At 39.4% G+C, this 1020-nt stretch carries 1 protein-coding gene; it reads left to right on the top strand.

Annotation, left to right across the window (positions count from 1 at the left end; genetic code table 11):
• Nucleotides 1-79: 79 nt before the first annotated feature.
• The coding region (locus BTA31_RS22305; RefSeq protein ID WP_239693259.1) for a PTS transporter subunit EIIC at nt 80-1020 on the top strand (941 nt) is incomplete at its 3' end.

Genomic DNA, 1020 nt, shown 5'->3' with positions numbered 1-1020 from the left:
CCACAAAGCATTTATGGCTCATTAGATGGCAATAAAGCGTGCGATCATATCGTAAACTTACTTGGCTCAGGTGAATAATATGATGGACAAAATCATGACATTTATGACAAACTCGTTCACTCCGCGAGTAAATAAAATTACGAAAAACCCTTGGATATCATCGATTCAGGATTCTGTTATGACCATTCTGCCGCTCATCCTAGTAGGTTCGTTAATTACGATCGTCAGTTTATTGAATAATGTGGTTTCGTGGTTTCCTGATCTTTCACTTATTAATACTTTTACATTCGGTCTTCTCGGCATATTCGTTGCCTTCTTAATCCCATATTTCATTATGGAAAAAAAGAAACAGGATAATAAAAAATTAGTAGCAGGCGCAACGGGTCTGTCGCTCTATCTATTTTTGCTGTCACCCGTTATCTTAGAGGACGGAAAAATTCAATTTGTCCTTGATCGATTCGGAGCAACCGGTATGTTTCTCTCCCTGATTGTCGGTTTGTTTGTTGGATTTGTCCTCTTTTTATTCTCGAAATTTTCGTTTTTTTCAGAGGATTCTTCGTTGCCGGACTTTATCGCTGTTTGGTTTGACACGCTTATACCGATTACGCTGATTATGCTGTCTGGATGGCTGATTGGCGTTCAAGCAAATATTGATTTCTTTGAAGTCATCCTGGCTATTTTTAAACCATTATCAAATATTGTGCAAACCTACCCTGGTTTTGTTTTATCTATTTTCATTCCAGCATTTTTGTATACATTCGGTATCAGTGGCTGGGCAATGATACCAGTCGTTTATCCAGTTTATTTATCAGCTCTGGCAGAAAATGAGCAAGTTGCAGCAGCAGGAGGAGACCCATCCAATATAGGCGTTGTGGAAACTCTCTATGCATTTACAGATATGGGCGGTATCGGAACGACTTTGCCTCTCGTGATTATGATGTTCTTTTTAGCAAAGTCGATGCGCTTGAAGGCGATTGGACGAGCAACAGTTGTCCCATCCATCTTTAATATCAATGAACC

This window comes from Bacillus haynesii (assembly GCF_001969855.1).
GTDB lineage: Bacteria > Bacillota > Bacilli > Bacillales > Bacillaceae > Bacillus > Bacillus haynesii.
Note: the sequence above shows the minus strand (reverse complement) of the source record. Positions and strands in the feature narration are given on the sequence as shown.